This is a genomic window from Thermodesulfobacteriota bacterium (assembly GCA_040756475.1).
Taxonomy (GTDB): Bacteria; Desulfobacterota; Deferrisomatia; order Deferrisomatales; family JACRMM01; genus JBFLZB01.
In genome coordinates, this window is sequence record JBFLZB010000252.1 from 1 (window position 1) to 5,239 (window position 5,239).

Annotated in this window: 7 protein-coding genes; 6 read left to right on the forward strand and 1 reads right to left on the reverse strand. The window is 72.6% G+C overall.

Annotation, left to right across the window (positions count from 1 at the left end):
* Positions 1-346: 346 nt before the first annotated feature.
* Positions 347-769: a hypothetical protein gene (locus AB1578_21710; protein MEW6490515.1), complete on the reverse strand. Its 423-nt coding sequence runs from the start codon at positions 767-769 to the stop codon at positions 347-349.
* A gap of 30 nt (positions 770-799) precedes the next feature.
* On the opposite strand from AB1578_21710, the gene AB1578_21715 reads away from it, so the two are divergent.
* From AB1578_21715 to AB1578_21740, 6 genes are all read left to right on the forward strand, one after another.
* A complete protein-coding gene (locus AB1578_21715; protein MEW6490516.1) occupies positions 800-1,144 on the forward strand; it encodes a helix-turn-helix domain-containing protein in 345 nt (114 codons plus the stop codon).
* A gap of 135 nt (positions 1,145-1,279) precedes the next feature.
* The gene (locus AB1578_21720; protein ID MEW6490517.1) at positions 1,280-1,672 is read left to right on the forward strand and encodes a hypothetical protein; all 393 of its coding nucleotides are present in this window, start codon (positions 1,280-1,282) and stop codon (positions 1,670-1,672) included.
* 27 nt (positions 1,673-1,699) lie between these two features.
* Positions 1,700-1,888, forward strand: a complete 189-nt coding sequence (locus tag AB1578_21725; protein MEW6490518.1) for a hypothetical protein — start codon at positions 1,700-1,702, stop codon at positions 1,886-1,888.
* 53 nt (positions 1,889-1,941) lie between these two features.
* Positions 1,942-4,104, forward strand: coding sequence for a transposase domain-containing protein (locus AB1578_21730; protein MEW6490519.1), 2,163 nt, complete (start codon positions 1,942-1,944; stop codon positions 4,102-4,104).
* Positions 4,105-4,221: 117 nt separating this feature from the next.
* Positions 4,222-4,992: an ATP-binding protein gene (locus AB1578_21735; protein ID MEW6490520.1), complete on the forward strand. Its 771-nt coding sequence runs from the start codon at positions 4,222-4,224 to the stop codon at positions 4,990-4,992.
* Positions 4,992-5,239: hypothetical protein (locus tag AB1578_21740; protein ID MEW6490521.1), on the forward strand; the 248-nt coding region annotated here is incomplete at its 3' end. The genes AB1578_21735 and AB1578_21740, both read left to right, overlap by 1 nt.

The window sequence follows — 5,239 nt, forward strand, 5'->3', positions numbered from 1 at the left end:
GGTTGTCGGTCACGTAAGTGCGCGCGAATACCCCATAATAATAAAAAAACACGTCGCACTAAAAAACTCGACCGCGACAACCCATTTGGGTGTTGATCTTCGCCCAAACGGTCGATAAGCTGTCCATGTCTACGGCAAGCCAGCCGGGCAGACACCCAGGCCCTCTGGAGGGCTCGCGTGATGACCATCGTCCCCCTGATGCTCGACGACTTCGACCCAGAACACGTTGACCCCAAGCTGTACGGGCGGCGTGTGTATATGCGGCGCAACCCCCGCACCGGCGAGGGCGGGACCTTCGTGTGGATTCCAAGACCCCACTCCGCGTGTTGGACCTCGCCCCGCCGCCTCAGTGACCTCTCGCCGGCCGACCTGGCGGCTCTGGCGGCAATTGAAGACGAGATCGGTCGGCTGGTGGACGCGGAAGCTTCATTCGAAGAAGCCCGTCAAGCATTAATCCAACTCGTAGAACGTCTTCGGAAAAGCCGGCAGGAACGGTCATGACCGGCCGCCCCTGCGCCTCGTACAGCGCCGCCACCGCAAGCGCCTGCTGGTGGCGCTCGAGGAGCACGCGCCAGGCCCCCAGGGAGAGGTTTTTCCATGTGCCCGCCTCCGGGGCATCGGCGTACGCCTCGATCGCCGCGTCGGCCTCGGGCTCGAAGGCCGGGTCGTACGCCAGCCGCCGGATCTCGGGCAGTCGGGCCCGAAACATGTCGTTCAACGGCCACAGGAGCTCCACCGCCCGCCAGCCGCTGATGGTCTCGGTTTCCATTCGATCCCTCCCTTGCGACGAGGTGACCCCATGAACGCCGCCGCCGCGCTGCCCCCCGCCGGGGCCGACTGGCACCCCGAGGACGTGAAGGCCGCCGTGCGCAAGCGCGGGTGGAACTTTCGCCGGATCGCCCGGGTGTTCGAATACGCCCCCAAATCCCCCGACCAGGTGGTGCACCGGCCCTGGCGCGCCATGGAGTTGATCGTGGGAGCCATCCTCGAGACCGACCCCTGGGAGATCTGGCCCAGCCGCTACACGAAGGACGGGCCCGAGAGCCGGGCGGCGATGCGCCGGGCCATGCAGGGGCTGCGGCGGCGCATGGCGCGCACGGGGCCCGAGCGGGGCGCTCCTCCCATTCGGCAAGCCGAACTGTAGCGCCGGGAACCTGGGCGCGCAATGGCGAAACGGCGGCGCACGGTAGACGACCCCCGACACCGGCAGGGGGAGCTCTTCGGGACCACATCAGGGACGGGGCCACGGACGGGGGGCGCATCGTCAACGGAGGACGGCATGCGACAGGACATCGCAGAGGGGGCGCTCAACCAGGACCTGGCGGTGCGGGCGATCCTGACCGAGGACGTGCGCGCGTCGGGGCTTTCGCGCTGGGAGATCGCCGGCCGGATGGGCCGGGCCCTGGGGGGCGAGGTCACGAAGTGGCAGCTCGACGCGTGGACGGCCGAGAGCAAGGAAGGCCACCGGTTTCCGGTTTCGTACGCGGCGGCCTGGTGCTGGGCGGTGGGGAGCACGCGTCTGGTGGAGCACCTGGCCCGGGTGTTGGGGCTGCGGCTGCTCACTGATATGGAGGCCGCCCGGGCGGAGCTGCACGAGGAGCGGGAAGCCCTGCGGCGGCGGCAAGCGGAGCTGCGGCGGCGTGAGGCCGCCCTGCGGCAGGTGAAGGGCTGACGGTGTAGCAGCACAGGAGGAACGGCGATGCGCGTGGTCTGCTCGCGGTGCGCAGCGGTGGTGCTGGAGACGGTGGGGCGGGAGCCCGGAGAGAGCCACGGCCTGTGCCGGGCGTGCCTCGACGCGGCGGTGGCTGCCCTGCGGGCTCGGCGGCCGCTCGCCCCCGGCGCGGGCTGCGCGCCATGTGTCTCGGCGGCCGAGAGGTGCGGGCGATGACCGGCGGCGCTCCGGAGTGGGTGTCAACCCGAGAGCTCGCCGGAGCTCTCGGGGTGTCGAAACAAGCGGTGACGAAGCGGGGGAAGCAGTGGCGGCGGCGCAAGGGGGTGCGGCGGGAGTTCGAGTACCACCTCTCCTCGCTGCCCCCCGAGACCCAGGCGGCTCTTCTGGTGCGGCACGGGGCGGGGGCCGGGGACGAAGGGCCGGCGGTCGCTCCTGCCCCATCCGTGGGGCCCGCGACACGGGCCCATCCGGGGCCGGCGGTTGCAGACGCCGCGCCCGCCCCGCCCTGCCCCAACCCACGGCGGCCCGACGCGGCGGCGCAATGGGCCTGGTACGCGCGCCAGTCCGAGCGGGCGAAGCAGGAAGCCTCGCGGCGGCTTCGGCTGCTGGGGGCGGTGGAGCGGCTGATTTCTCACGGGAACGGGAACGGGCCTGGGCGGGGGCGGCGCCGGGCCCGTGAGACGGTGGCGCGGGAGGCCGGCGAGCACCCGAGCACGCTGTATCGCTGGGGGCAGATGGTGGCGGGGGTGGAGCGGGCGGATTGGCTCGCGTACCTGGCGCCGCAGCTCGGCGCCGGGGGGCGGGCCCGGGCCGAGCTCGACCCCGCGGCGTGGGAGCTCTTCAAGGCCGACTACCTGCGGCTCGAGCGCCCCGCGGTGCGCGAATGCCACGAGCGGCTGGTGCGGGCGGCGGCGGCGCGCGGCTGGGCCGTGCCGAGCCCGAAGACCTTCGAGCGCCGGGTGCGCGAGATGCCGCTGGCCACCCGGGTGCTGGCCCGGCAGGGGGTAGAGGCGCTCGCACGGATGTTCCCCGCGCAAGAGCGCGACCGGTCGTGCTTTCGGGCGCTCGAGGCGGTGAACGCCGACGGCCACACCTTCGACGTGTTCGTGCGCTGGCCCGACGGCACGGTGGAGCGGCCCCGGATGGTGGCCTGGCAGGACCTCTTGTCGGGCAAGCTCGTGAGCTACCGGGTAGACCTGACCGAGAACGCCGACGCGGTGCGGCTGTCGTTTGCCGACCTGCTCACGCTGGGCATCCCCGAAGACGCCTACCTCGACAACGGCCGGGGCTTCGCCTCGAAGTGGATCACGGGGGGCACGCCCAACCGCTACCGGTTCACGGTGCGAGAGGAAGAGCCCCCCGGGGTGCTCACGCTCTTGGGGGTGCGGGTGCACTGGGTCACCCCCTACCACGGCCAGGCCAAGCCCATCGAGCGGGCGTTTCGCGACCTGTGCGGCTACGTGGCCAAGCACCCGGCGTTTTCCGGCGCGTACACCGGAAACAAGCCCGACGCCAAGCCCGAAAACTACGGCTCGCGCGCGGTGCCCCTGGCGCAGTTTCTCCAGGTGCTCTCCACCGAGATCGCCGCCCACAACGCCCGCGCCGGCCGGCGCGGGGGGGTGTGCGCGGGCAGGAGCTTCGACCAGGTGTTCGCCGAGAGCTACGCCCGGGGCCCGGTGCGGGTGGCCACGCCGGAGCAGCGGCGGCTTTGCCTCCTGGCCGGCGAGCTCGCCACGGCGCGCGGCAACGGCGAGATCGTGCTCGCGGCCGGCGCGGTGGCCACGATCGACGGAGCGCCCGCCCGGGCGAAGAACCGCTACTGGGCGCCCGAGCTCGCCGAGCTCAAGGGGCAGCGGGTGATGGTGCGCTTCGACCCCCAGCGGCTTCACGCGCCGGTGGCCGTGTACAGCGTGGACGGGCGCTACCTGTGCGACGCCGCGTGCGTGGAGCCGGCGGCGTTCAACGACACGGAGGCCGGCCGGGCCCAGAACCGCGACCGCAACCGGTGGGTGAAGGCCGGCAAAGAGCAGTTGGCGGCCGAGCGGCGCATGAGCGCGCGGGAGGCGGCGCGGATGTTGCCCGAGGTGGCCGCGGCCGAGCTGCCCGACCCCAAGGTGGTGCGGCCCTTCCGGCTGCCCGAGCCTGCCGCGGCCCGGCCCGTTGCGTGCGACAGGGGGCACGACGACGCCCGGGCGGTGCAGGCGCTCGTGATCGAGATGGCCCGGGCGCGCGAGGCCGAGCCGGATCCGGCGCTGATGGACGACGTGGAGCGCTACAAGCACTGGTGCGCGCTCGACCGGCGCGCCCAGGCGGGGGAGCTTTTGCCCGAGGCCTCGCACCGCTTCTACATGGCCTTTCGGACCACGCCCCTGTGGCGGGCCTTCGACGAGATGGAGCGCGAGTTCGGCGTGGGCGGGGGAGCCGGGCAGTAGGGAGATTCGGGGCGGGGGGGATCATCAGGCCAGAGGAGAAACGGCCCGGGTGGCAGCCCGGGCCGAAACCACGCCCCGGGGCGTTGGCCCGAGGGGCACTCACAGGAGGAGGGCAGTATGACACAGGCCGGAGGTGTCAACAATGGGAACGGGGGCGGCGGCGGTGGCGGCACCGTGGCCCCGCTCACCAACGTAGCGCGGCTGGCGGCGGCAGTGCAGCAGGCCATCGAGCGCCCCCGGCACCTGCCGGGAATGGTGACCTTCTACGGGCCTCCCGGGCGAGGCAAGAGCATGGCGGCGGCCTACGCGGCCACCAAGTTCGCGGCGGTGTACGTGGAGTGCAAGAGCTCGTGGACGCGCCGGGCGCTCCTCTTGGCGGTGCTCAAAGAGCTGGGCGTCAAGGAGCCCCGGGGCACGCTCTACGAGCTCACCGACGCGGTGAGCGAGCTGCTGGTGCTCACGCGGCGGCCGCTGATCGTAGACGAGTTCGACCACATCGTGGCCAAGGGCGCGGTGGAGGTGGTGCGCGACATCTACGAAGGCAGCCAGGCGCCGATTCTTCTGATCGGCGAAGAGCTGATGCCGGCGCGCCTGGCCAAGTGGGAGCGCTTCGACAGCCGCCAGCTCGACTTCATCGAGGCGGCGCCCCCGAGCCTCGACGACGCCCGGCACCTGGCGCGGCTGTACTGCCCCGAGGTGAAGATCGCCGAAGACCTGGTGGCGGCCATCCACGGGGCCAGCGCGGGCAGCGTGCGCCGGCTGTGCATCAAGCTCGAGCACGTGCGCCGCGAGTGCCTGGCGGTGGGGCTTGCGGCCATCGACCGCGCACGGTGGGGCACGCGCAGCCTCACGGCGGGCGACCCTCCGGCGCGGCGCAGGGTGGGCTGATGGGCGCCGGGAGAAAGCCGGCGCACCGGGTGGTGCCCGGGCTCGACACCCGCGCCGCGGTGTGGGAGGCGCTGCGGGGGTTTTCGGGGGCGTTTGGCGTGCGCGACGCGGCAGAGCAGACGCGGCTGGGGGTCGACACGGTGCGCGAGTACCTCACGGGGCTCGCCGCGGCGGGGTACCTGGAAGAGGCCGGCACGCTGCCCGTGCGGGGGCGGCCGGCCCGGGCGTGGCGGCTTCCCCCGGGGGC

Bases quoted from the DNA above. Each gene is read 5' to 3' on its own strand.
- AB1578_21720 (MEW6490517.1), top strand. From the start codon at position 1,280: ATGCGACAGGACATCGCAGAGGGGGCGCTCAACCAGGACCTGGCGGTG.
- AB1578_21710 (MEW6490515.1), bottom strand. From the start codon at position 769: ATGGAAACCGAGACCATCAGCGGCTGGCGGGCGGTGGAGCTCCTGTGG.
- AB1578_21725 (MEW6490518.1), top strand. From the start codon at position 1,700: ATGCGCGTGGTCTGCTCGCGGTGCGCAGCGGTGGTGCTGGAGACGGTG.
- AB1578_21735 (MEW6490520.1), top strand. From the start codon at position 4,222: ATGACACAGGCCGGAGGTGTCAACAATGGGAACGGGGGCGGCGGCGGT.
- AB1578_21715 (MEW6490516.1), top strand. From the start codon at position 800: ATGAACGCCGCCGCCGCGCTGCCCCCCGCCGGGGCCGACTGGCACCCC.